Genomic DNA, 21,911 nt, shown 5'->3' with positions numbered 1-21,911 from the left:
GGGCCGGCTCGCCCGCGCGGACCCGGCGGCCCGCGCCGCGTTCCCGGCCGTACGAGTCGGCCCGCCCCCACCGGCCCGGCACGTCGAGCAGCTCGATCCGCCCGTACCCGGTCGGGACGGCCGGGTTCACCAGCAGGTTCTCTCCGCACGGACGCAGCCCCAGCATGGTCGACAACAGCATCAGCAACCCGCCCGACGCCCACGACTGCGGTCGTCCGGCCTCCGGCAACTGGACCGGGTACTTGGTCACCGCACGGGGGTAGCCGGCGATCGTCTCCGGGACCGATCCGCCGAGCGTCTCCGCCATCGCGAACACTCCGGCGACGATGTCGGCCGCCGCCTCGTCGTAGCCGTACCGCCGCAGCCCCGCCGCGACGATCGCGTTGTCCCACGGCCACACCGCGCCGAGGTGCGCGCCGACCGGGTTGTACGGCCGCTGCCCCTGCGCGTAGGTGCGCACGCCCCAGCCGGAGAACAGGTCCGGTCCGCACAGGTGCCCGGCCAGCGCGTCGGCCCGTTCCGGCGCCACGATGCCGCTCCACAGCAGGTGCCCCAGGTGCGAGGTGAGCGCGTCGACCGGCTCACCGTCCGGGGTGAGCGCCAGCGCGTAGTAGCCGCGCTGCGGCAGCCAGAAGTCGCGATCGAACCGCTCCCGCAACCGCGCCGCGTCGGCCTCCAGGCGTTCGGCGTAGGCCGGGTCGCCCCAGAACTCCCGGGCCAGGCGGGCGCCCCGGATCCGCGCGTCGTACGCGTACCCCTGAAGCTCGCACGTCGCGCGCGGGTACGGCGGCTCCACGCCGTGCCGGTCGACGATCGCCGCCGGCGAATTGCGCCAGGTCTGGTTGGCGACCCCGGTGTCGGTGTTGCGCGGCTGGTAGCGCAGGTAGCCGTCGCCGCACTGGTCGCCGTAGCGGGTCAGCCAGTCCAGCGCCATCCGCGCCGGGTGCCGCAGCTCGTGGACCAGGTCGGCGTCACCGGTCCAGCGCTCGTACTCGTCGAGCAGGATCACGAACAGCGGGGTGGTGTCGGCGGCGCCGTAGTAGAGCGCGGTGGGCTGCTCGTCGAACGCGGCCGCCTCGCCGTACCGCAGCTCGGCGACGATCTTGCCGGGTTCCTCCTCGTGCCGGTCGTCTAGCCGGCCGCCCTGCACCATCGCCAGCATGTGCAGCGTTCCCGGGGTCAGCTCGGGCGTGAACGGCAGCGTCTGGAGGCAGGTGATCAGCGCGTCCCGCCCGTACAGCGCCATCGCCCAGGGCATCCCGCCGACCGGCACCCGCTCGCTGTAGGCCAGCGGCATGTACCGCAGCGCGGCCAGGTCGGTCAGGGCCTGCCGGTACACGGTGGCCGGCCCGGGCCGTTCGGCGACCAGGTGCGGCGCCCGGTCGTACCACCGTTCGAGGTCGTCGCGCATGTCCTGACGGACGTGCTGCCGGTGCGACTCGATGCCGGCCCGCAGGTCCCGCCCGCCGGCGCCCTGGATGACCATGCCGACGTGCAGGTCGACCTGCCACTTGCCCTGCGGCTCGACGCGAATCCGGAAGGTCATCCCGCGCGTGTCCACCTCCCCCGGGACGGTGCTGGAGACGCACGTCTCCCGGGTGAACCGCCCACGCTCGTACCGGATCCGCAGCCGCCGCTGCTCCGGTTCGGGGATGACGGTCGGCCGGCGCGGGCCGGGACGCAGGATCTCGGAGGTGTCGGCGAAGTCGCCGGCCATCTCCATCCGCACCGTGTACTCGGCGGGCTCGGCCGAGTGGTTCAGCACCGTGAGGCTCTCGTGGTACGCCTCGTCGATCGAGCGGTGCCGGATCACCGAGACGTCGGCGTCCACGTAGTGGCTGGCCGCGCCCGGCACCAGCACGAAGCGGGTCTCGAAGTAGGTCAGGTCGTCGCGGGACAGCGCGTGCAGCCGCTCGCCGTCGATCGTGAGCACCCAGTGGGACAGGAACCGGGTGTCGAACGAGAACAGGCCGATCGGCGCGGACGGGTCGCGTTCCATGTCCCCCTGCGCGTCGCTCACGGCGAACGCGTTGCCGGCGAGGACATGGACCAGCTCCTGCCTCATCGGGCCGCCACCCGGGCGCCGGCCACGTCCCGGGGGTCCCGGGCGTCCGGCGGGCCGGGGAAGAGCCGGCGCAGCGTCATCAGCAGCTTGAGTTCGCCCCGCGCGGCGAGGTCGTTGCGCAGCAGCGCGGCGGCCGGGTGCAGGCGTCCCGCCGCGATCCGGTCGAACACCTCGCGGTTCGCGCCGACCACCAGGTCGGCCTCCTCGGCCAGGCGGTCCACCCGGACGTCCTGCCGGTCGATGGTCAGGTACCAGTGCTCGGTGCGGCCGTCGTCGCGCAGGTCCAGGCGGATGGTGCCGGAGGTGGTCTCGGGCAGCTCCGGGTGCCGGCCGGCGGTTCCCCGGGTCAGGTGTTCCACGGCCGAGACGCTCATCGGGCCCTCCTCGTCGGTGGTCGCGGCCGGCGCCGCTCGTCCCGCAGCGTCCCCGCATCGCGGGTGAGGCGAACTCACCCGGACCGGGTGAGGCGCGGCGGCGCGGCGGGTATCCCTGCGGCCATGCCGACGACCGGGGACGCCGCCGCCGACCGGGTGCTGCTCGCGCTGCGCCGGGCCGGTGCGGCGCTCAGCGCAGGATGAGCCCGCGCACGTACGCGGCCTGCCCGACGTGCTGGAGGTCGTCGTCGAGCACGCTCACCAGCCGCACCCCGAGCGTCACCGGCGGATCCCAGTTCTCGTCCACCACCCGGTCGAGGTCGGCCGGGCGCAGGCCGCGCAGGTACGCGAGGCTCCGGTCCACCACCGCCCGGTGGTAGTCGAGCAGCACAGCGCCGTTCTCGGGGCGTACCGCGGAGATCTGCTCCGGGCCGTGCCCGAAGCCGGTGTCGGCGGGGTCCGGCGGCAGGCCGCAGCGCGCCGCCCAGTCGCCGGTGGCCCACAGCTGCGGCTCCCCCATCACGTCGGCCACGTGGTCGTCCTGGATCCGGGTCAGGTGCCAGACCAGCCAGCCGACCGGGTTCGCCCCGTCGGCCGGCGCCCGCCGCAGCTGGGCCGCGTCGAGCCCGTCGAGCGCCCCGGCGACCAGATCGGGCAACCGCCCGTACGCCTCGGTCAGCACGTCCGTCGCGTCCACGTGTCCCTCACTCCCCTGCCGTCTTCTGCCGTCCCCTCGGGCAGTACCGCCCAGCGTGCCCGACAAACCTCGGCGCGGGCCCCGCCTCTAGGGTGATCGCGTGGTCGCGGCGCTGGAGCTGTATCTGGACACCGACGCCACCCGGCGGATCCGGGTGCTGTGGGACCTGCTGGAGTCCGACGGGGTGCCGAGCATGCGGTCCCTGCTGGCGCAGCGGCACCGCCCGCACGTCTCGCTGGCGGTCGCGCCGCGCCTGGACCCGCACCGCGTCGCCGAGGCGCTCGACGGAACCGTGGTGGCCGCGCCGCTGCGGCTGGAGTTCCAGCACGCCGGTCAGTTCGTGGGGCGGGTGCTCTGGCTCGGGCCGGCGCCGACGCCCGAGCTGCTGGCGCACCACGCCGACATGCACGAGCGGCTGGCGCGGGCCGGCGTCGAGGTGGTGGAGCATTACCGCCCGGGCCGCTGGGTGCCGCACTGCACGCTGTCGATGCGGGTACCGAACCCGCTGATGGGCGCGGCGGTGCGCCGCTGCCTGGAGGTGCTGCCGCTGACCGCGACGGTGGTCGGCGCGGCGGTGGCCGACCACGCCCGCGACATCTCCCACCCTCTCCCCTGACCTGCTCCCACCAAGCTCCACGCCCACTCCCCCCGACCTGGTGTCGACCATGGCCCTGTCCGCACGGAGGACGCCCCCGCTCGACACCACCCTGGCCGCGCCCCCGAGCCAAGCAGCCCCCTCCACACCCGTGATCCACACCAGTTCCCCGAAGTGGCGCCATCCTCGTCCATGGTCGACACCAGCTCGGGGAAATGGGGGCATCAGACCACCGTTGATGCAGCCACCTCCCCGAACTGGTGTCGATCTTGGGCGGGGGCAGCGGCGGCGAGCCGGTCACGTCGAGGGAAGACGAGGGTCGGTTCCGGTGAGGTCGAGAAGGAACGTCGGGTAGTCCGGCTGTGGGCACGGGTCGCCCCGATGACCGAGCCGCTCGTAGAACGGCGCCGCCCGCTCGTGGTGGGCCTGCCACTCCAGGTGCCGGGCCCGCCCGCCGGCCCAGCGCCGCACCGCCGTGAACAAGGCACGGCCCACCCCGTCACGCCGCCGGTCCGGAACGACGTACAGGTCGTGCAGGCGTACGGTGCGGTGCGCGTCACCGGAACGCAGGTGCGGGCCGTGGTCCTGGGCGGCGGCGTACCCGGCCAACCCGCCCGCGTCGATGGCACCGAGCAGCGCCCAGCGGGGGTCGGCGAGCAGCGCGGCGAACCGCAGCCGGTGGGCATCCGGGGGGTCGTCGCCCACACCCATGTCCCGCAGCATCGGCCACAGCTGCGGCCAGTCCGGCACGCGCAGGTCCCGCACGATGATCGGCATCGGACCAGGATGCGGGCGGGACAGCGCGGCGGCGACCGGGTTTCGCGCCATCTGCGGCCGCCCTGACGATCGGGACCGAACCGACGCAAGCTGGTAAAAGCGCAGGTCAGAGCCATTCTGGCCACCCGAAGACGTGCGGCCGGAGCGGCAGCGAAGCACGTCGAAGGAGAGCCTCATGGCCGCACCCGTCGTCCGTTCCGTCACCGCCGACCAGACCGTCCTGCTACCAGGGCAATCGACCACCGTCCGGGTCGACGCCTACCACCCCGACTCGCGCCTGCTGACCCTCGCCGGCCGGGTCAGCGACCCCACCGGCGTCACCTGGGACAGCCCGGTCCGGGTGGACCTGAGCGTCCCGTTGACCATCCAGCTCGCCGGCGTCTCGCCGGGGGTGACAGTCACACCGAGCGGCACCGAACCGGGCCGCTTCACAGTCACCGTGCTGGCCGGCCGGGGCACGGTGACGCTGACCGCGACGGCGCGTGACGGCGCCGGCCGCACCGGCACGGGCACCGCCACGCTGACCGTGCCGCTGCTGGTCGGGATGAGCGCCGAGAAGGGCGCCCGGACCCAGCGGGCGGTGGCCGACTATCCGGGCATCCGCTACATGCGCGACTTCGGCACGGACGGCCCGGACGCGGACGCGCTGCCGGAACTGCCCCCGCTGAACGCGGGCAAGTTCGCCGACGCGCCCTCGGCCGTCATGCACGTCAGCTGGAAGGACGACGTCGAGCAGCTGGCCGGCTGGCTCGACGGCGTGAACCGCCCGATCTACCTGACCTGGTACCACGAGCCGATGGGCGACGTGACCCCCGCCACGTACCGGGCGACGGCGAGCCGGGTGACGCAGATACTGGCGGCGCACCGCAACCGGCGGTGGGTGCTCGGGCACGGCCCGATCGTGACCCGCTACTGGCTCGACGAGGGGCGCGGCAACCCGGCCGACTGGGGTTACCCGGGCATGACCCACTACGGCGTGGACTGCTACTCCCGGGACACCGCCGCGTACTGGCCCGCCTCCCGGATGTTCGGCGTGGCCTTCGGCAAGGTGCGCGCCGCGTACCCGGGGATCCGGCTGCTGGTGCCCGAGTACGGCCTGAGCCGCATCGCCGCGGACACCACCGGCGCGGGCCGGGCGCGGACGATCCGCGAGCACGTCACCTGGCTGCGGCAGCAGAACGACGTGGACGCGATCGCGTACTGGAACAACTGGGCCGAGTTCGAGCTGGGTGACCCGCCGCTCGAGGCCACGGCCTGGCGCGATCTCCAGGTGGGCCCGGCATAGACTGGGCCCATGAGGCGGAGTCGGTGACCAGCGGGAGCGTGACGTACCCGGGCTACACCCACGGCTGCCTCGCCTACGACGACCCGGCCGTGCTGCGCGCGCTGACGGTCGAGCAGGTAAGCGCGGGTCTGGCCGCCGGTGAGCAGGTATGGGTGGTCTGTCCGGAGGATCGCGCCACCGTCACCGGCTGGCTGGCCTCGGTTCCCGGGGTCGACGCCGCGCGCCGGCGGGACGCGCTACGGCTGGTTCTCGTCGGCGAGGCGTACCGGCACGACGAGATCGTCGATCCCGACCGGCAGGTCCAGGCGTACGTGCGGGCCACCACCGAGGCGCTGACCGCGGGGCACACCGGCCTGCGGGTGCTGGCGGAGGCGACGAGCCTGGTCCGCAGCCCGGCCCAGCGGGACGCGTTCGCCCGCTACGAGCACCGGATCGACCACTGGATGCGGCACCGGCCGATGTCGGCGGTCTGCGCCTACGACCGCCGGCAGCTGGACGACGCGGCGATCGCCGAGCTGGCCTGCCTGCACTCGGTGACGAACGCGGACGTGCTGTTCCGGCTGCACGCCGGCGACGGCGACTCGGTGGTGGCGCTGGCCGGCGAGCTGGACCCGTCCAACCACCGGGACTTCGCCGCCGCGCTGGAGCGGGCCGACCCGCGGCCGGTGGCGGGCCGGGTCGTGTTCGACGCCGCCGAGCTGCGTTTCGTCGACCACCGCAGCCTGCTGCATCTGCGCGACCACGCCCGCCGGCACGACGCCGTCGCGGTGCTGCGCACGCCGAGCCGCGCCCCGGCCCGGCTCGTCGACCTGCTCAGTCTGTCGGAGGTACGGGTGGAGGTCGTCCGATGAGGAGCGGCGCGGCCTTCGGCCACGTGGGCTACTTCCACGAGGCGTTCGTCTACGACTCCGACGAGGAGTTGCTGGCGGTGGCGCTGCCGTTCCTGCTGGACGGGATCGCGGCGGGCGAGCCGACGGCGGTGAACCTGGACGAGCGCAACGCCGAGCTGGTGCGCCGGGCGCTGCCCACCGGCGCCGAGGTCACGTTCCTGCCGGTCAGCGACGTCTACGCCCGGCCCAGCGTCGCGCTGCGTTCCTACCGGGAGCTGCTCGCCTCGTACGTGGCGGCGGGGGCGGCGCAGATCCGGATGGTCGGCGAGCTGCCGCCGGTGCTGCTCGGCGCGACCTGGGACTGGTGGGCGCGCTACGAGTCGGCGATCAACCACGCCTACGACGACTTCCCGCTCTGGGGCATCTGCGCCTACGACCGCCGGGGCACGCCGCCGCGTGTGCTCGCCGACGTGGCGCGTACCCATCCGCTGGTGGCGCGGCCGGACGGCAGGCACGAGGCGGCGGGTCTCTACACCGAGCCGACGAGCTACCTGACCGAGTTCCGGCCGGCGCCCCCGGACCCGGTGCAGCGGACCGTGCCGCTGGTCGAGCTGGTCGACCCGACGCCGGCCCGTGCGCGAGCCGAGGTGCGCGCCGCCGACCGTGGCCTGCTGCCGCCCGACGGCCTGGACGGCCTGGTCATCGCGGTCAGCGAGGTGGTGAGCAACGCGCTGCGCCACGGCGAGCCGCCGGTGTGCCTGCGGTTGTGGCGCGCACCGGACCGGATCGTGGTGACCGTCCACGATCGGGGGACCGGCCCGAAGGACCCGTTCGCCGGGCTGCTGCCGGCGGGCGACGGTTCCGACGGTGGTCTGGGCCTGTGGATCAGCCACCAGAGTTGCGACCACGTGACGTACCACAGGGACGCGACCGGCTTCACCATCCGCCTGACGGCGGGGAACCCGCACTTCCCGGTCTGACCGTGCCGCCGGTCGGCGGGCAGGGGGGCGGGGCGGGGCGAGCCTCGCGCGCGGACGCGGTACCGTAGCGCCTCATCGTGCCCTGCGGGGCGGTCATCCGCCGGCCTGGCGCTGGCGAACCGACGGAGGATGGCGAATGTCCAACGGTGCCGAGCCGTTCGCACCCCACGACGACCTGTCCGGGCGGCCCCGGTTCGATCCCGCGTTGCGCGGCTACGACAAGCGTCAGGTGGACCGGTACGTCGAGCAGATCGACGCCGAGGTGAGCGCGCTGACCGCCGCGCGGGACCGGGCGTACGCGCAGGTGCGCGACCTGACCGCGCAGGTGCAGCGGGCGCAGGCCGAGGCGGTGGAGCTGCGGGACCGTCCGTCGGCGGTGGACCGGGCGTCCTTCCGCGACCTCGGCCCGATGGTGGACCAGATCCTGGACCTGGCCGAGAAGCAGGCCGGCCAGATCACCGACGTGGCCACCCGGCGCGCGGAGGACGTCCAGGGGCAGGCGGAGAAGCTGCTCGCCGCCGCGCAGGAGCAGGCCGCGCGGGAGCGGCGTGAGCTGGACGAGGAGCTGTCCGCCCGCCGGGCCGAGCAGGAGCGGCTGGACGAGGAGCGGCGGGCGGCCGCGCAGGCGGAGCTGACCGCGGTGCGGGAGCTGGCGGAGAAGCTGCGCGTCGAGGGTCAGGCCGTGCACGACCGGGCCCAGCAGGAGGCGAAGCGGATCAGCGAGCAGAGCGCGCAGCAGGTCGAGCAGGCGCGCTCGGCGTCCGAGGCGCTGGTGAAGGCCGCGCGGACGCAGATCCAGCAGGAGGTCCAGGCCAACCGCAGCAAGGCCCAGCAGGAGCTGGCCCAGTGGCAGGCCACGATGGCCAAGGAGCTGGACGAGCGGCGGGCCGCCGCCGAGCAGGAGCTGGCCGACCGGGCCGCCGCGGCGGAGAAGGACATCGCCGCGCTGGTCGCCGAGGCGCAGCAGTACGCCACCGAGGTCCGGGAGCGGGCCGACGAGGAGACGGCGGCGCACCAGGAGCAGCTCGCCGGCGTGCAGCGGGAGATCCAGCAGCGGCAGGAGACGCTGACCGGGCTCAAGGCGGAGCTGGAGAGCGTCTCCCGGCAGCTGGAGGACACCCGCCAGGAGATCGCCACCATCGAGCGGACCGGCGCGGAGGTGGAGGAGCGACTGGTCGGCGTACGCCGGGAGCTGGCCGCGGAGACCAAGCGGCTGGACGAGGCGCGGCGCGCGGCGGACCTGGCCGAGCAGCACGCGAAGGAGACCCGGGCCCGGGTGCAGCGGGAGGCCAAGCGGGTCGCCGACCTGGCCGCGGCGGCGGTCATGGCGGCGGCCGCGGGCGGCGGGGAGACCGCCGAGTACCCGCAGGTGCCGGCGCGCCCGCCGATCACCGTACCGGCCGAGGTGACGCCCCGGGCCGTGGACGGGCGGACCGAGCCGGACGCGATCGAGCCGGACCGGTCGGAGCCGCCCGCGGTGGAGCCGTTCGTCGAGCGGCTGGACGGGCCGAGCTTCGACGCGTTCGCGGTCCGCACGCCGGCTCCGCGCGGTGTGCCCGAGGCGGAGACGACGGGTACGGACAACGGCGTACCGGCCACCGCCTGAGACGTCGGTGCCGCCGGTCCGGCGGCACCGCATCTTGCTCATCGACCTTGCTCTATGCAAATATTTGGATCGATCTGCTGGTGCATCTCGATCTTTATTCGGGGGTTGACGGGTATGCGGAAGATCTTCTCCATCGGTGCCGCCGTCGTCCTGACCGTCGCGTCGGCGGGCGCCGTGGTGGCCGGCACGGCCGCACCGGCGAGCGCCGGGTGCAGCCACTCGCACTCCAACGTGGACAGCAAGTTCGGCCAGCTGTTCAACGCCACGAACGTCAACATCCGCACCGGCCCGCACACCACCTGCGCCTCGCTGGGTTACGGGCAGCTCAGTCACACGGTCGACTTCCACTGCTTCGCCAGCGGCGACCGGGTCAGCGCGAACGGCCACACCACCTACACGTGGACCTACCTGCGGGACGTCACCACTGGCGTCTCCGGCTGGGTCGCCGACGCGCTGCTGGACAACCTCGGCGGCAATGTCGCCTGCTGACCGGGCCACCCGGCGGGCCCGCGGCGGGCACAATGACCGGGCATGACCGGTCTGCACCCGCCCGTCGAGCCGTACGCCACCCATCTGCTCCCGGTCGGTGACGGCCACGTCCTGTACGTGGAGGAGGTCGGCCGGCCGGACGGCGTACCAGTGGTGTTCCTGCACGGCGGCCCCGGCGGCGGCCTGGTGCCGGCGGCCCGCCGGTTCTTCGATCCCGCGCGCCACCGGGCCGTGCTGTTCGACCAGCGCGGTGCCGGCCGCAGCACCCCGCACGGCGAGGTGCGCGCCAACACCACCTGGCATCTGGTGGCCGATCTGGAGACGATCCGGCAGCGGCTGGGCATCGACTCGTGGCTGGTGTTCGGCGGGTCGTGGGGCACCACGCTCGGCCTGGCGTACGCGCAGGCGCACCCGGAGCGGGTGACCGGGCTGGTCCTGCGCGGTGTGCTGCTGCTGCGGCGCAGCGAGCGGGACTGGTTCTACCAGGGCGGGCTGCGCCACCTCCAGCCCGAGGAGTGGGAGCGGTTCGTGGCGCCGATCCCGCCGGACGAGCGCGACGACGTGCTGGCCGCGTACCACAGGCGGTTGCACGGCCCGGACCAGGCGCGGGCCCGGGAGTACGCGCGGGCCTGGGGGCGGTGGGAGGCGGTCAACTCGTCGCTGCGGCCCGACCCGGAACTGCTCGCCCACTTCACCACCGACGACCACGCGCTGCCGGTGGCCCGGATCCTGTCGCACTACGCGGTGCACGGCGGTTTCCTGGCCGAGGGTCAGTTGCTCGACGGCGTGGACCGGATCCGGCACCTGCCCGCCGTGATCGTCAACGGCCGGTACGACATGTGCTGCCCGCCGGTGTCCGCGTACGACCTGGCCCGCCGGTGGCCGGAGGCGACGCTGCGGATCGTGCCGGCGGCCGGGCACTCCGCCGCCGAGCCGGCCGTCACCCGGGAGGTGCTGCGGGCACTCGACGAGGTGACCGCGAGGGTCGGCTGACCGGTGCCGAACCCCCACCGGTCCGCGCCTGGTCATCGGCGACCTCCGCTGGCAGGATCGGCCGGGTGACGGGTGCGCTGTACGCGGTCAGTGACCTCCACGTGTCGTACGCGGAGAACCGCGCGGTGGTGGACGGCCTGCGGCCGGAGACGGCGGACGACTGGCTGATCGTGGCCGGGGACGTCGGCGAGGTCTTCGCCGACATCGAGCGGACGCTGCGGCTGCTGCGCGACCGGTTCGCGCGGGTGGTGTGGGCGCCGGGCAACCACGAGCTGTGGACCAGCCCGAACGACCCGGTGACGCTGCGCGGGGTGGCCCGCTACGACGCCCTCGTGGCGATGTGCCGCGAGCTGGGCGTGCTGACCCCGGAGGACGACTACCCGGTGTGGCGCGGTGCGGGCGGGCCGGTGACGGTGGCGCCGCTGTTCCTGCTCTACGACTACTCGTTCCGCGCCCCCGGCACCACCACCAAGGAGGAGTCGCTGCGCGCGGCGTACGACGCCGGCGTGGTGTGCACCGACGAGATGATGCTGCACCCGGACCCGTACCCGGATCGGGAGTCCTGGTGCGCGGCGCGGCTGGAGGTGACCCGGCGGCGGCTGGAGGCCACCGACCCGGCGCTGCCGACAGTGCTGGTCACCCACTGGCCGCTGGTGCGCCAGCCCACCGAGGTGCTCTGGTTCCCGGAGTTCGCCCAGTGGTGCGGCACCGACCGGACGGCCGACTGGCACGTGCGTCACCGCGCCGCCGTCGCCGTCTACGGCCACCTGCACATCCCGCGCACCACGCACTACGACGGGGTGCGGTTCGAGGAGGTGTCGCTGGGCTACCCGCGCGAGTGGCGGCGCCGGGGCGGTGAGCCGGCGCCGATGAAGCGGATCCTCGGATGATCGGGGCGCTGCTGCCGGCCGGGGCGCTGGCCGTCGAGGCGTTCGCCGACGTGCCGGACGAGGCGCCGTACCCGGGCGAGGAGGACCTGGTCGCCCGCGCGGTGGCCGCCCGCCGCCAGGAGTTCGTGACGGCCCGCCGCTGCGCGCGGGAGGCGCTGGCCCGCCTCGGGTACGCCCCGGCGCCGATCCGTCCCGGTCCCCGGCGGGAACCGGTCTGGCCGGCCGGCGTGGTGGGCAGCATCACGCACTGCACCGGCTACCGGGCGGCGGCGGTGGCCCCGGCCGAGGCGCTGGCCGGGCTGGGCATCGACGCCGAGCCGCACGAGCCGCTGCCCGACGGGGTGGCCGGGGTGGTCACAGTGGCGGGCGAGCCGGAGCGGCTGGCCGCGCTGCGCGACGCCGACCCGGGGACGCACTGGGACCGGCTGCTGTTCAGCGCCAAGGAGTCGGTCTACAAGGCGTGGTACCCGCTGACCGGGCGCTGGCTCGGGTTCGAGGAGGCGGAGCTGACCTTCGATCCGGACGGCCGGTTCACCGCCCGGATCCTGGTCGACGGCACCCGCACCGACGGCGGCCCGCCGCTTGACGTCCTGGACGGCCGCTGGCTGGTCGCCGGCGGGCTGCTGCTCACCGCCGTGGCCGTGCCGCGCCGGTCCTGACCAGCGATACCGCGATTGTTCCGGTTTGCCCGCCCTGAGCTGGGGTAGGGCCGAAAGGGCCTGGACATTTAGCTGTAGGAGGACAGGTCCTGATGGAATCCAGCAAGCCCGCCCAGATCGTCAAAGGTGTCGTCGAAGCCGCCGTCGAGAAGGTCGGCGACGCGCTGACTCCGGACGTGCCGGGCGCTCCCGGCAGCGCGCCGCCACCGCTGGAGGAGCCGACCACGCCGCACGGGCCGCTGCCGCCCAAGGCCGAGCAGGGCGCGCCGGACACCCGGACCCCGACCGGCGCCGAGACCGGCGTGCCGAAGATCGCCAAGGGGCAGCAGGGCGCGTACCTCACCACCGCCAACGGCGCCCGGCTGCGCGACACCGACCACTCGCTCAAGGCCGGTCCGCGCGGCCCGGTCCTGCTTCAGGACCACCACCTGCGGGAGAAGATCACCCACTTCGACCACGAGCGGATCCCGGAGCGGGTGGTGCACGCCCGGGGCGCGGGCGCGCACGGCACGTTCGTCGCCAACGGCGCCGCCGAGAAGGTCACCCGGGCCGGGTTCCTGAAGAAGGGCCGCGAGACGCCGGTCTTCGTCCGCTTCTCCACCGTGCTGGGCTCGCGCGGGTCGGCCGACACGGTCCGCGACACCCGCGGCTTCGCCACCAAGTTCTACACCGACGAGGGCACATTCGACCTGGTCGGCAACAACATCCCGGTCTTCTTCATCCAGGACGCGATCAAGTTCCCGGACGTCATCCACGCCGGCAAGCCACACCCGGACCGGGAGATCCCGCAGGCGCAGAGCGCGCACGACACGTTCTGGGACTTCGTCTCGCTGCACACCGAGGCGCAGCACCACACCATCTGGAACATGTCCGACCGGGGCATCCCGCGGTCCTACCGGACCATGGAGGGCTTCGGCGTCCACACCTTCCGGATGGTCGACGACGCCGGGGCGACGGTGCTGGTCAAGTTCCACTGGAAGCCGAAGCTCGGCGTGCACTCCCTGGAGTGGGAGGAGGCCCAGCTGATCAGCGGCATGGACCCGGACTTCCACCGCCGCGACCTGTATGACGCCATCGAGGCCGGCGCGTTCCCCGAGTGGGAGCTGGGCATCCAGGTCTTCCCGGACACGCCGGAGGAGACGTTCGCCGGGATCGACCTGCTCGACCCGACGAAGATCGTGCCGGAGGAGCTGGCGCCGGTACAGGCGATCGGCACCCTCACCCTCAACAAGACGCCGCGCAACTTCTTCGCCGAGACCGAGCAGGTGGCGTTCCACGTCGGGCACCTGCCGCCCGGCATCGACGTCACGAACGACCCGCTGATGCAGGGCCGCCTCTTCTCGTACGTGGACACGCAGCTCACCCGCCTGGGCGGGCCGAACTTCACCCAGATCCCGATCAACCGGCCGCACGCCGACGTCAACGACATGCTGCGTGACGGCTTCCACCAGCACGCGGTGCACGCGGGCGTGGCGCCGTACCGGCCGAACTCGCTGGACGGGGGCAACCCGTTCCCGGCCGGCGACCGCGAGCACGCGTTCGTGGACACGCCGGTGACGGTGGCCGAGGCACCGAAGGTGCGGGCCGCACCTGCGTCCTTCGACGACCACTACAGCCAGGTACGCCTGTTCTGGCAGAGCATGTCGCCGGTGGAGAAGGAGCACATCATCCGGGCGTACACGTTCGAGCTGGGCAAGTGCTACCACCAGGCGATCAAGGAGCGGCAGCTCCAGTGCCTGGCGAACGTCGACCCGGTGCTGTGCGAGCAGGTGGCGACCGGCCTGGGCCTGCCCGTACCGCAGCCCACCGTGCCGCTCGCGGAGGTGCAGCCCAGCCCGGCGCTGTCCCAGGTGGGCCGGGAGTGGCCGGCCGACGGCCGGATGGTCGGCATCGTGGTCGACGCCCAGGCCGACCTGGGCGACGTGCACGAGGTACGCCGGGCGGTGACCGCCGCCGGCATGGTGCCGCTGCTGATCGCCGCGCACGGCGGCACCGTCGACGGGCTGCCGGTGCAGCGCACGTTCGCCACCGGCCGCTCGGTCGAGTTCGACGCGGTGCTGCTGGCCGGCGCACCGGCCCCGGCGCCGGACGCGCTGCCGGCCCGCGACGCCAAGGCCGGCGCGCCGGGCTCGGCCACCGTCGACCCGCGCGTGCTGCTGCTGGTCGAGGAGGCGTGGCGGCACGCCAAGGTGATCGGTGCCTGGGGCGCGGGCGCCGAGGTGCTGAACCAGGCCGGTGTCACCGGCACGCCGGGCGTGGTGACCGGTGGTTCCGGCACCGAGGTGCTCGGCGAGGTGCAGCGGCTGATGGCGGCGCACCGGGTCTGGGAGAGGTTCCCGGCCTCGGTCGCCTGATCCCGAAGTCGTGGGGGGGGGGGGGGCGGGGGGGGGGGGGCGCCCCGCCGGGCGGGGGCCCGGGGGGGGGGGGGCGGCCGCCCCCCCCCCCCCCCCCCCCCCACGCCGTGCGTACGGCCCGGCCCGGCGGGGACCGGCCTCACCAGCGGTTGCGGGCCTCCTCGGCCCAGCCGACCAGGCCGTCCAGGTCCACGCGCCCGCCGTCGTCTGTGGCCGCCCAGCCGGTGAAGGTCCCGAAGCACTGGTGCGTCTCCCCGGCCAGCACGAGCAGGTTGGTCCGCGCCACCCGCTCGTGGAACGGGTGGAACGTGACGTCCACCCGGTCACCGGTGATCCGCCACGGCCGCAGCCAGTCGGCGCGGTCGTACTCCCAGATCAGATCCGCACCGATCTTGTGCAGCCGCCCGTCGACGAAGACCGCGTTCTCGGTCGAGCCGGTGCCGTCGGTCCACTTGCCGCCGAGCTGGATCGACCGGCCCGGCCCGCTGCCGGCCGCCCAGTTCCACCGCACCGCGTACCGCCACTTGCCCCGGCCGTGGTCGAGCGCCGCGTACGACCCCTCCCCCACCGGGTACGCCGTGCCGTCCACGGTGATCGTGCCGTGCACCGGCCGGCCGATGTCCTTGACCGTGTACTGGAACCGTCGCGTGCTCCACGGCACCACCACGCCGAGCGACTCGTGCCCCGGCGGCAGCGGCACGGTCAGGTCCACCTCGACGCCGGGCGCGCTGGCGCGCAGCGTACTGCCGTCCGGGCCCTGCTCGACTGCGATGGTCAGGTTCCCGCCCCGGGCCCGGACCGGGCCGGCGCCGCTGACCGGCGGCAGCACAGTGCCCCGGGCGAACGGCACCACCGCCTCCGCCGTGGTCTCCCGGCCGGTGCGCCGGTCGAGCAGGTAGAGGCTCTGCACCCCGGCGTAGTCGAGCGACGACGCGACAAGGCCGAGGATGTGCGTCGGCGTGACCACACCCCAGTGCTCCCACCGCTTGGCCCGGCCCCAGCCGCGCAGGTTCGCCCGGTGCAGCGGCCGGCGGCTCCAGCCGACCGCGTCCGGGTTCAGCCGCCCGTCCGGCCGGCACAGGTCGACCGGCTCGGTGATCTCCCGCTCATGCGTCATCGCCGCAGGCTACCGACGCCGTCGCGGGCCCGGCGGGCGGCCTCGGCAGCCGTCCCGCCGGGCCGTCGCGTCAGCGGCCCTGCTTGGCGCGGCAGATCTCCACCGGCACCGCCGGGGCGCCGTCGACCGGCGCCGGATCCTCCGGGGTGGGCGCGATGCCGCCGGCCGAGATCCGGTCCAGCGTGGCCAGCCCGGCCGCGTCGACCTGACCGAACACCGTGTAGTTGGGGCGCAGCGCCGAGTCGGCCTGGACCAGGAAGAACTGGCTGCCGTTGGTGTCCGGGCCGGCGTTGGCCATGGCCAGGGTGCCGCGCGCGTACAGGCGGCGTACACCGGTCGGGTCGGTCGGCGCGGGCGGCAGGTCGGTGGGCAGCTCGTCGCGGTAGCGGTAGCCCGGGCCGCCCTCGCCGGTGCCGGACGGGTCGCCGCACTGGAGGACCGTGAGCGTCGGGTACGCGGTGAGTCGGTGGCAGGGCGTCCGGTCGTAGAAGCGCTTGCGGACCAGGTGCAGGAAGCTCTGCACCGTGCACGGCGCCTGCTCACGGTCCAGCGTCAACCCGATCGGCCCCTGGTTGGTGCGCAGCGTGACCCGCACGGTGCCCCGGTCCGGCGTGCGGCGCGGGTCCGGCGGCAGCGGCACCGGCCGGGCGGCCGGCTCGTCCGGCGTCGGCGTGTACGCGCACGGCCCCTTCGTGGGCGCGGGGTCGGCAGGAGGCGCCGCGGTCGCGGCGACACCTGCGGCGGCGACGATCGTCGCGGCGGCCACGCTCACCCCGGCGAGGCGGGCCAGCAGGGGTAAGGCGGCGTGCGTTCGGGTTTCGCTCGACACGGTGGTCCTCCCTGGACTCGTGGTACCAGAACGACCGGAGTCTATGGATCGGGTGGGGTGATGTCGACGCGGGCGCTCGGCGGGTCGAAAGTCGGTTGCCGGCCAGCGCCGCGTCCGAGAAGGTGATCGGCATGACGTTCTGACGGATCGCACCCAGCCCGCAGGCCCCTCCTCGCCGCCTGCCGTTCCCGCTTCTCTTTCCGCAGAATCGAGCGTCTGTGTCCGCGTACCCCTCCGGGCGGGCCGTCGTGCCCGCCACCGTCTCCGTCTTCTCCTCCCCCGGCAGCTGGATCGAGTCCGCCGCGCTCGACCAGTGCCGCCAGGTCGCGGCCCTGGACGGCATGGCGCACGTCGCCGCCATGCCCGATCTGCACCCCGGCAAGGGCGCGCCGATCGGCGCCGCGATGTCCTCGACCGTGCTCTACCCGTTCCTCGTCGGCTCCGACATCGGGTGCGGCATCGCGGTCTTCCCGATCGCGCTGCGCCGGGTCGTACCGGAACGGCTCGCGGCCCGGTTCCCCGACCTGGACCGGGCGCTCGACCCGGACCGGGACGCCGACGACCCGGCCTGGTCGGTGCTCGACGGCGACGTGCCGGCCGGGCACCTCGACGGCCTCGGCACCGTCGGACGCGGCAACCACTTCGTCGAACTGGCCCGCGTCGGGCCGATCCTCGCGGCGGAGCACGCCGAGCGGCTCGGACTGGACGCCGGTGACCTGGTGCTCGTGGTGCACTCCGGGTCGCGCGGGCTGGGCGAGCGGATCCTGCGCGAGCACACCGAGACGCACGGCGCCGGTCCCGCGCCCGACCCGGACGCCTACCTGGCCCGGCACGACGCGGCCGTGCGCTGGGGCTCGCTCAACCGGCGGCTGCTGGCCGCGCGGGTCGCGTACGCGCTCGGCGCCGAACCCACCGAACCGGTCGTCGACCAGTGCCACAACCTGGTCGAGATCCGCGACGGCCGCTACCTGCACCGCAAGGGCGCGGCGCCGGGCGACGGGCGGGACGTGCTGATCGCCGGCACCCGTGGCACACCCTCCTACCTGGTGGCCGCGCACGCCGGGCCGGACGCCGGCTACTCGGTGGCGCACGGCGCCGGGCGCAAGATGTCCCGCGCCGACGCGCTGCGCCGGGGCCGGGCCAAGCACACCGTCGAGGAGCTGCGGCGTACGCCGGTCGGCTCGATAGTGGTGTGCGGCGACCGGCAGCTGCTGTTCGAGGAGGCGCCCACCGCGTACAAGCGCATCGAGCAGGTGATCGGCGACCTGGTGGCGCACGACCTCGCCACGCCGGTCACCACCACGGTTCCGCTCGTCACCTACAAGACGCCGGACGCAGGCCGCCGCGACGAGCGCCGGAAGGGCCGCCGGTGACCGAGCTGCTGCTGTCCGCCGGGCGCGGACCCGCCGAGTGCGCCTGGGCACTGACCCGGCTGCTGTCCCGAATGGAGGGCGAGGCGGCCCGGCGGGGCCTGCGTACCGAGCGGGTCGAGACGGTACCCGGCGACCGGGCCGGCACGTACCGGTCGGTGCTGGTCCGGATCAGCGGCGCCGGGGCGGAGGCGTTCGCGGCCGGGTGGACCGGCACGCTCTGCTGGCAGGCGCCCAGTCCGTACCGGACGGGCCACGGCCGGAAGAACTGGTACGTCACCGCGCGGACCTGCCGGACCGACGTGGTGGTCACGCCGTTCCACGAGGCGGACGTGGAGTTCGTGCCGTGCCGCACCGGCGGGCCCGGCGGCCAGCACCGCAACAAGGCGAGCACCGCCGTCCGGGCCACGCACCGCCCGTCCGGCCGGACCGTGGTGGTGGACACCGAACGGCACCTGCACCTCAACCGCCGGATCGCGGTCGAGCTGCTGCGGCAGCGGATCGCCGCCGACGACGAGGCGGCCCGGCGCGCGGGCGTCGACGCCCGCTGGCGGATCCACGACGAGCTCGTGCGCGGCGACCCGGTACGGGTGGAGCGGCCCTGACCCGGCCCGATCCGCCGCGCCTGCCGCCCCCGGCTACCGTGGTCGCGGCGACCGGGCGGCCCCGGCCCGCCGCGACGCGAGCGCGAGGAGGACGGATGCGACGGAGAAGGACCGGTCCGGTGGCGGCGCTCTCACTCGCCTCCTGCGGCGGGGACGCCGGGACCGATCCCGAGACCTACCTCCGCGACGCCATGCGCGGACAGGTCACCGACGGCGCCTTCGACATGGACCGCGTCCGGTGAGCGCGCTCGTGCAACGCTTCCGCGCCGTGGTCGCGATGTGGATCTTCGTCGGCGGGGGTGGGTTCCTGCTGGCCGGGTTCCTCGGCCTCGCGCTGCTGACCCAGACGGGTCCGTTCGCGGCCGCGTCGACCTTCTCCGCCGCCGCCGAGTTCGCACCCGGCGCCGAGATCAAGGTGCGGGACACCGGCGTACGCCCCGGCAACATCCTCATCCTCGCGACGCCGGCCGACGTCGATCCCGCCACCGTCCGGTGCACCGCGAAGAGCCGCGTCTACTCCACCGGCGAGCAGCGCAGCAGGGAGCTGACCGGGGCCCGGCCCGAGGGGACAGCGTCTGTGATGACCGACCGCGGTGACCCACGGCTGTTCACGCCGGTGGTGGCCACCGAGGGCATCACCTGGATGGACACCGACTTCGTGAGCTGCACCGCTGACGGCGTGGAGGCGTTCACGCTGGCATCGGCGAAGGGCCTCCAGAGTGACCGGTTCCGGCTCGGCGCCGGCCTGCTGCTCATGCTGCTCGCGCCGGTGTTCGCCGGGCTCGGCTGCCTCGCGCTGTACCTCACCCGGAAGTGGAACCGGGAGGCGGCGCTGCGCGGCGGCTCGACGAGCTGGCCCTACCGGTGACCGGGATGCGCCTGCACGTGGGCTGTGCCATGTGGACGCACAAGTCCTGGTCCGGCCGCTTCCTGCCGCATCCGCTGCCCGCGCACGAGCGGCTGCGCGCGTACGCCGGGTGGTGCGACGCCGTGGAGGGCAACACCACGTTCTACGCCACCCCGGCCCGCCAGACGGTGGCGTCCTGGGCCGAGCAGACCGATCCGGGCTTCCGCTTCCTGCCGAAGCTGCCGAAGGTGGTCACGCACGAGCGCCGGCTCACCGGCGGCGAGGCGGAACTGCGGGCATTCCTGCACGCGATGGAGCCGCTCGGGCCCCGGGCCGACGCGCTCTGGATCCAGCTGCCCGGCTCGTTCGGCCCCGGTGACGTGCCCGACCTCGACCGGTTCCTGCGCACACTGCCCAGCGGTCACCGGTACGCCGTCGAGGTCCGCCACCCCGCCTTCTTCACCGAGGCCGGTGCGGTACGCGCGCTGGAGGCGACGCTGCACCGGGCCGGCGCCGAGTGGATCCCGTTCGACACCACGGCGTTCTTCCGCACGCCGCCGACCAGCGACGCCGAGCGGGAGGCGTGGACGCGCAAGCCACGCCTCCCGCTGCGTACCCGGGCACTGACCGACCGGCCGATCGTGCGCTACCTGGGCCGCGACGACCCGGCAAGCACCGTCGAGGGCTGGCAGCCGTGGCTGGACGTGGTCACCGGCTGGCTGCGGGAGGGCCGCTCGCCGACCGTGTTCGTGCACACGCCGGACAACGCGGACGCGCCCGAGCTGGCCCGCCGCTTCCACGACCAGGTCCGCGAGCGCGTTCCCGGGCTCGCGCCGCTGCCCGAGCCGGAGCCGGTCGGCCCGGCCACGCTGTTCTGAGCGCCGGATGGGATCGCCGCCGGCGCCGGCCCGGCCGCCGCGCGAGGCGCATGACCCGCCGGCGGTCCCACTCAGCCCGGCCGGCCGCCCTCCGGTGGGGGCAGGCGGTCGTCGTACGCGCCGGACGGGCCCGCGTACCGCTCGCCGTGCAGGAACGGCAGCGGGTTCGGGGTGCAGCCGTGCAGGCCGAGCGTCTGCTGCTGCATCACCGGCGCCGGGCGGCCCCGCCCCGGGCAGCGCTCGTGCCCCTGACCGAGACGGTGGCCCACCTCGTGGTTGACCACGTACCGGCGGTACGCGGCGAGGTCGCTCCCGTACGCGGGCGCGCCGAGCACCCAGCGGGCCACGTTCACCACCACCCGGTCCCCGTTACGGCAGGACGTGTACCGGTCCAGACCGTCCCCGCACAGGTCGTCGCGCGTACCGGGGGTGGCGAGGTAGACGGTGAAGTCGGCGGGCTCACGGGCGCCGACGCGGCGCAGGGCGATCCGTCCGTCGGTCGTCCAGCCACCCGGTCCGACGAGGATGCCGGTGACCTGCGCCCCGAACTCGGCCGCTGGCAGGCCGGTGATGTCGCGCTCCACCGCCACCCGGTAGCGCAGCAGCCGACCCGTACCCCCTGTGGTGGCCGGCTCGGCGGCGGCGAACCGCCACCGGTTGCCGCCCTCGGCGGGATAGCCGATCCGCGCCGGCCGGGGCCGGACGGGCGCTGCCGCCGACACGGCCGGCCCGGCGGCCGACGGTCCGGACGGCCCGGACGGCGCGACTGCGGGCTGGTCCGCCACGGCCGGTGTGCACCCGGCCAGCGCCACCGTCAGCGCGATCACCGCCGCGCCGCCGCGCGTCCGGTCCACGGTCCTGGTCATCTCGTCTCCCCTCGGCGCCCGGTCGGGGGCGCGGGGATGAGGACGGGTGGCCAGTCGCGAAAGTTGGTCCGGCGGGGACTCAACCTTTTCCGCGTCCCGCACGTCCCTACCGGGGTGAGAGGTGCAGAGGACCGGCATGGCCCGGGGTGACGCGGAGTTCGTCGAGTTCGCGCGGGCGTCCTCCGCGCGGCTGACGCACGCCGCCTTCCTCATGACCGGCAACCACCACCACGCCGAGGACGCCGCCCAGACCGCGCTCGTGCGCACGTACGCGTCGTGGTCCCGGATCCGCAACGGCGATCCGTACGGCTACGCCCGGTCGGTGCTGGTGAACCACCTCGTCGACACCTGGCGGCGGCCGATCCGCGAGTACCCGAGCGAGGACCTCCCGGAGCGACGCGGAGGCGACCTGGCCGAGGAGGTGGCGACGCGGCGGTGGCTGGTCACCGCGCTCGGCACGCTCACCGCGCGCGAACGCGCCGTCGTCGTCCTGCGTCACTACTTCGACCTGCCGGAGGCCCAGGTGGCCCGCGAACTCGACGTGTCCGTCGGCACCGTCAAGAGCACCTCGTCCCGGGCGCTGGAGAAGCTGCGTACCGCCGGTCTGTCCGCGCCCCGACCGCAGGAGACGTGCCGGTGACCGAGATGGACGAGCTGCGCCGCGCGATGCGGGCGACCGAACGGGCCGACGGCCTGGACATCGCGGACATCATGCGCCGGGGACGCCGGCTGCGCCGCCGCCGGCGGATCGGCGCCGGGGTCGCGGCGGCGGTGGCGACGGTCGCGGTGGCGGTCGGTGTCGACG

General features: G+C 74.5%; 23 protein-coding genes. 16 read left to right on the top strand and 7 right to left on the bottom strand.

Annotated features, from left to right (window positions below; translation table 11 throughout):
• From AC2CHG_RS19775 to AC2CHG_RS19765, 3 genes are all read right to left on the bottom strand, one after another.
• A partial coding sequence (locus AC2CHG_RS19775) for an amylo-alpha-1,6-glucosidase (protein ID WP_484525313.1) occupies positions 1-2,065 on the bottom strand: 2,065 nt, incomplete at its 3' end.
• A complete protein-coding gene (locus tag AC2CHG_RS19770) occupies positions 2,062-2,439 on the bottom strand; it encodes an SCP2 sterol-binding domain-containing protein (RefSeq protein WP_484525312.1) in 378 nt (125 codons plus the stop codon). The genes AC2CHG_RS19770 and AC2CHG_RS19775, both read right to left, overlap by 4 nt.
• A gap of 190 nt (positions 2,440-2,629) precedes the next feature.
• Positions 2,630-3,136, bottom strand: a complete 507-nt coding sequence (locus AC2CHG_RS19765; RefSeq protein WP_484525311.1) for a mycothiol transferase — start codon at positions 3,134-3,136, stop codon at positions 2,630-2,632.
• Between the two features lie 100 nt (positions 3,137-3,236).
• Here AC2CHG_RS19765 and AC2CHG_RS19760 point away from each other — a divergent pair, with 100 nt between their 5' ends.
• Positions 3,237-3,752: a 2'-5' RNA ligase family protein gene (locus tag AC2CHG_RS19760; RefSeq protein WP_484525310.1), complete on the top strand. Its 516-nt coding sequence runs from the start codon at positions 3,237-3,239 to the stop codon at positions 3,750-3,752.
• 276 nt (positions 3,753-4,028) lie between these two features.
• Here AC2CHG_RS19760 and AC2CHG_RS19755 read toward each other — a convergent pair whose 3' ends face one another.
• Positions 4,029-4,508 carry a GNAT family N-acetyltransferase gene (locus tag AC2CHG_RS19755; RefSeq protein ID WP_366618977.1) on the bottom strand — a complete coding sequence of 160 codons (480 nt, stop codon included), beginning with the start codon at positions 4,506-4,508 and terminating at the stop codon, positions 4,029-4,031.
• Between the two features lie 175 nt (positions 4,509-4,683).
• Between AC2CHG_RS19755 and AC2CHG_RS19750 the strand changes: the two genes are divergently transcribed.
• The 9 genes from AC2CHG_RS19750 to AC2CHG_RS19710 all read left to right on the top strand — a co-directional run bounded on the left by AC2CHG_RS19750 (position 4,684) and on the right by AC2CHG_RS19710 (position 14,594).
• On the top strand, positions 4,684-5,793 hold the full coding sequence (locus tag AC2CHG_RS19750) for a hypothetical protein (RefSeq protein WP_484525309.1): 1,110 nt from the start codon (positions 4,684-4,686) through the stop codon (positions 5,791-5,793).
• A gap of 23 nt (positions 5,794-5,816) precedes the next feature.
• Positions 5,817-6,644: an MEDS domain-containing protein gene (locus AC2CHG_RS19745; RefSeq protein ID WP_484525308.1), complete on the top strand. Its 828-nt coding sequence runs from the start codon at positions 5,817-5,819 to the stop codon at positions 6,642-6,644.
• The gene (locus tag AC2CHG_RS19740; protein WP_262012172.1) at positions 6,641-7,603 is read left to right on the top strand and encodes an anti-sigma factor RsbA family regulatory protein; all 963 of its coding nucleotides are present in this window, start codon (positions 6,641-6,643) and stop codon (positions 7,601-7,603) included. Before AC2CHG_RS19745 ends, AC2CHG_RS19740 begins: the two co-directional genes overlap by 4 nt.
• Before the next feature lie 136 nt (positions 7,604-7,739).
• Positions 7,740-9,209 (top strand): hypothetical protein, encoded by a 1,470-nt coding sequence (locus AC2CHG_RS19735; RefSeq protein ID WP_357208468.1) that lies wholly within the window; start codon positions 7,740-7,742, stop codon positions 9,207-9,209.
• Positions 9,210-9,323: 114 nt separating this feature from the next.
• On the top strand, positions 9,324-9,698 hold the full coding sequence (locus AC2CHG_RS19730) for a hypothetical protein (protein WP_135239181.1): 375 nt from the start codon (positions 9,324-9,326) through the stop codon (positions 9,696-9,698).
• Between the two features lie 42 nt (positions 9,699-9,740).
• Positions 9,741-10,691 carry a prolyl aminopeptidase gene (pip, locus tag AC2CHG_RS19725; RefSeq protein WP_357208465.1) on the top strand — a complete coding sequence of 317 codons (951 nt, stop codon included), beginning with the start codon at positions 9,741-9,743 and terminating at the stop codon, positions 10,689-10,691.
• Positions 10,692-10,756: 65 nt separating this feature from the next.
• Positions 10,757-11,581, top strand: a complete 825-nt coding sequence (locus AC2CHG_RS19720; RefSeq protein WP_366618966.1) for a metallophosphoesterase family protein — start codon at positions 10,757-10,759, stop codon at positions 11,579-11,581.
• Entirely contained in the window at positions 11,578-12,240 is a 663-nt protein-coding gene (locus AC2CHG_RS19715) for a 4'-phosphopantetheinyl transferase family protein (protein ID WP_262012168.1), read from the top strand. Before AC2CHG_RS19720 ends, AC2CHG_RS19715 begins: the two co-directional genes overlap by 4 nt.
• Positions 12,241-12,332: 92 nt before the next feature.
• The gene (locus AC2CHG_RS19710) at positions 12,333-14,594 is read left to right on the top strand and encodes a catalase (RefSeq protein WP_463839816.1); all 2,262 of its coding nucleotides are present in this window, start codon (positions 12,333-12,335) and stop codon (positions 14,592-14,594) included.
• Between the two features lie 139 nt (positions 14,595-14,733).
• Here the strand turns inward: AC2CHG_RS19710 and AC2CHG_RS19705 are convergent, their stop codons facing one another.
• Together AC2CHG_RS19705 and AC2CHG_RS19700 are read right to left on the bottom strand one after the other, a co-directional pair.
• Entirely contained in the window at positions 14,734-15,711 is a 978-nt protein-coding gene (locus AC2CHG_RS19705) for a DUF2804 domain-containing protein (protein WP_194800850.1), read from the bottom strand.
• Between the two features lie 70 nt (positions 15,712-15,781).
• The gene (locus tag AC2CHG_RS19700) at positions 15,782-16,540 is read right to left on the bottom strand and encodes a peptidylprolyl isomerase (protein WP_194800849.1); all 759 of its coding nucleotides are present in this window, start codon (positions 16,538-16,540) and stop codon (positions 15,782-15,784) included.
• Between the two features lie 218 nt (positions 16,541-16,758).
• Here AC2CHG_RS19700 and AC2CHG_RS19695 point away from each other — a divergent pair, with 218 nt between their 5' ends.
• The 5 genes from AC2CHG_RS19695 to AC2CHG_RS19675 all read left to right on the top strand — a co-directional run bounded on the left by AC2CHG_RS19695 (position 16,759) and on the right by AC2CHG_RS19675 (position 20,240).
• A complete protein-coding gene (locus AC2CHG_RS19695; RefSeq protein WP_194800848.1) occupies positions 16,759-17,913 on the top strand; it encodes an RNA ligase RtcB family protein in 1,155 nt (384 codons plus the stop codon).
• On the top strand, positions 17,910-18,515 hold the full coding sequence (gene prfH, locus AC2CHG_RS19690) for a peptide chain release factor H (RefSeq protein WP_194800847.1): 606 nt from the start codon (positions 17,910-17,912) through the stop codon (positions 18,513-18,515). Before AC2CHG_RS19695 ends, prfH begins: the two co-directional genes overlap by 4 nt.
• A 95-nt stretch (positions 18,516-18,610) precedes the next feature.
• On the top strand, positions 18,611-18,757 hold the full coding sequence (locus AC2CHG_RS19685; protein ID WP_194800846.1) for a hypothetical protein: 147 nt from the start codon (positions 18,611-18,613) through the stop codon (positions 18,755-18,757).
• A complete protein-coding gene (locus tag AC2CHG_RS19680) occupies positions 18,754-19,383 on the top strand; it encodes a hypothetical protein (RefSeq protein WP_194801056.1) in 630 nt (209 codons plus the stop codon). The genes AC2CHG_RS19685 and AC2CHG_RS19680 overlap by 4 nt, the downstream gene beginning before the upstream one ends.
• A gap of 29 nt (positions 19,384-19,412) precedes the next feature.
• On the top strand, positions 19,413-20,240 hold the full coding sequence (locus AC2CHG_RS19675; protein ID WP_228532109.1) for a DUF72 domain-containing protein: 828 nt from the start codon (positions 19,413-19,415) through the stop codon (positions 20,238-20,240).
• 71 nt (positions 20,241-20,311) lie between these two features.
• Here AC2CHG_RS19675 and AC2CHG_RS19670 read toward each other — a convergent pair whose 3' ends face one another.
• Complete coding sequence (locus AC2CHG_RS19670; RefSeq protein ID WP_484525307.1) at positions 20,312-21,106, bottom strand: DUF3152 domain-containing protein; 795 nt, start codon at positions 21,104-21,106, stop codon at positions 20,312-20,314.
• Positions 21,107-21,227: 121 nt separating this feature from the next.
• On the opposite strand from AC2CHG_RS19670, the gene AC2CHG_RS19665 reads away from it, so the two are divergent.
• Positions 21,228-21,746 (top strand): SigE family RNA polymerase sigma factor, encoded by a 519-nt coding sequence (locus AC2CHG_RS19665; RefSeq protein ID WP_269696473.1) that lies wholly within the window; start codon positions 21,228-21,230, stop codon positions 21,744-21,746.
• Positions 21,747-21,911: the final 165 nt, after the last annotated feature.

This window comes from Micromonospora sp. ATLC20 (genome assembly GCF_057196585.1).
This window is presented reverse-complemented; position numbering and strand designations above follow the sequence as displayed.

Bases quoted from the DNA above. Each gene is read 5' to 3' on its own strand.
- AC2CHG_RS19770 (WP_484525312.1), bottom strand. From the start codon at position 2,439: ATGAGCGTCTCGGCCGTGGAACACCTGACCCGGGGAACCGCCGGCCGG.
- AC2CHG_RS19755 (WP_366618977.1), bottom strand. From the start codon at position 4,508: ATGCCGATCATCGTGCGGGACCTGCGCGTGCCGGACTGGCCGCAGCTG.
- AC2CHG_RS19750 (WP_484525309.1), top strand. From the start codon at position 4,684: ATGGCCGCACCCGTCGTCCGTTCCGTCACCGCCGACCAGACCGTCCTG.
- AC2CHG_RS19740 (WP_262012172.1), top strand. From the start codon at position 6,641: ATGAGGAGCGGCGCGGCCTTCGGCCACGTGGGCTACTTCCACGAGGCG.
- AC2CHG_RS19735 (WP_357208468.1), top strand. From the start codon at position 7,740: ATGTCCAACGGTGCCGAGCCGTTCGCACCCCACGACGACCTGTCCGGG.
- AC2CHG_RS19730 (WP_135239181.1), top strand. From the start codon at position 9,324: ATGCGGAAGATCTTCTCCATCGGTGCCGCCGTCGTCCTGACCGTCGCG.
- pip (WP_357208465.1), top strand. From the start codon at position 9,741: ATGACCGGTCTGCACCCGCCCGTCGAGCCGTACGCCACCCATCTGCTC.
- AC2CHG_RS19715 (WP_262012168.1), top strand. From the start codon at position 11,578: ATGATCGGGGCGCTGCTGCCGGCCGGGGCGCTGGCCGTCGAGGCGTTC.
- AC2CHG_RS19710 (WP_463839816.1), top strand. From the start codon at position 12,333: ATGGAATCCAGCAAGCCCGCCCAGATCGTCAAAGGTGTCGTCGAAGCC.
- AC2CHG_RS19705 (WP_194800850.1), bottom strand. From the start codon at position 15,711: ATGACGCATGAGCGGGAGATCACCGAGCCGGTCGACCTGTGCCGGCCG.
- AC2CHG_RS19685 (WP_194800846.1), top strand. From the start codon at position 18,611: ATGCGACGGAGAAGGACCGGTCCGGTGGCGGCGCTCTCACTCGCCTCC.
- AC2CHG_RS19675 (WP_228532109.1), top strand. From the start codon at position 19,413: ATGTGGACGCACAAGTCCTGGTCCGGCCGCTTCCTGCCGCATCCGCTG.
- AC2CHG_RS19670 (WP_484525307.1), bottom strand. From the start codon at position 21,106: ATGACCAGGACCGTGGACCGGACGCGCGGCGGCGCGGCGGTGATCGCG.